The sequence below is a fragment of the Candidatus Cloacimonadota bacterium genome (genome assembly GCA_034661015.1).
In the GTDB taxonomy this organism is placed as follows: domain Bacteria; phylum Cloacimonadota; class Cloacimonadia; order JGIOTU-2; family JGIOTU-2; genus JAYEKN01.
Genome location: JAYEKN010000012.1, coordinates 1 through 1,285, shown reverse-complemented (window position 1 = coordinate 1,285; position 1,285 = coordinate 1). Strand labels below are relative to the sequence as shown.

Sequence of the window (1,285 nt, the reverse complement as noted above, 5' to 3'; positions counted from 1 at the left end):
AAGTAACATTACGGCAAAAAGGATAACCACCTGGGAGCAGATATGATTAAAATCTTATTTTTTTGATTTGTAACTATTCTTCCGACATGTTGTTTATTTACCAACTGAATAGCAGGTACATCGAGCTTATTCTGAAATTTAATCAAGCTGTTCGAGACATTTTCATCTGATAGCTTACATTCAATCAGTAGCATAGGATGATGATTTTTACAAATAAGAAAATCAACTTCTTCTTTTTCTCTATTGCGAATATAATGCAGGGAAAAATCTCCCAATCCCAAATCGTTCCAATTTAAAATTGCCCTGTATAGCTCTAAGGCAATCATATTCTCAAAACGGATACCTCTATCATCTATTTGCGCATAGTCAAAAAGATAAACCTTCTTTTCCTTTTTAATTGCCCGGGGAATTTTATGTGTCCATGGTGATATTCGAAATATCAAATAATGGATTTCAAATACTTCAAGCCAAGTTTTTATACTATCCACGGATACCTGGACATCTGTATTTAATGAACTTAAAGAAAGGGGATTGCCTACTTTTAGCGGTAAAAGAGAATACAATATTTCCAGGGAATTAAACTTTTTAATTTGTGTTAAATCTCGAACATCCTCCCTGATTAACTGATGCTGATAATTATTTGACCACAACCGGTAGAAATCCTTTTTCCCTTTCAAAAAGGGTTCAGGAAACCCACTAAGTTCAAAAAGATCATCCCATAAACCATAGTTCGATTGATTATCCTCCTGGAAACGAAAAGGATGATTAATGAAATAAGGTACCGAGTATTGGTGGTTCGTCAATTCTGAATAAGTAAAAGGTAGTAGGCGGAATTTCATATATCTGCCGGCCAGGGAATCTCCACCTTTTTGATACAAATCTAATCTACCGCTGCCGGTAACAAGAATCTTGTATTCCTTAGCAAATCTGTCATAAACTCCTTTGAGATAATTTTTCCAATTACTGTATTTATGAATTTCGTCAAAAATAACCAAGGGGATTGATTCATCCATCCGGTCGACTTTCTCAAAAAAGTAAGGATCCTGGATCAATTCTCTCTTGCTGGGAATATCATCCCAATTAAAGTAAACTTGGCTGCTAAAATCCCTGGCAACCATCTTTGCCAGGGTCGTTTTTCCACTTTGCCTGGGACCGGATAAAAATACCATATTTTTATAAGATGATAACTTTTGCCATATTTTCAGATAAATTTTTCTCTCTTTCATGGTAACTATAATACTACTCAATTCGAAAAAAGTCAAGACTATTTTGGGTAAGACTCGAA

Annotated in this window: 1 protein-coding gene; it reads right to left on the bottom strand. The window is 34.8% G+C overall.

Going from position 1 to position 1,285, the window contains the following annotated elements; all coding sequences use genetic code 11:
* Window positions 1-8: 8 nt before the first annotated feature.
* Window positions 9-1,285, bottom strand: a 1,277-nt coding sequence (locus U9P79_00330) for an ATP-binding protein (protein MEA2103079.1), incomplete at its 5' end; no start/stop codon positions are given.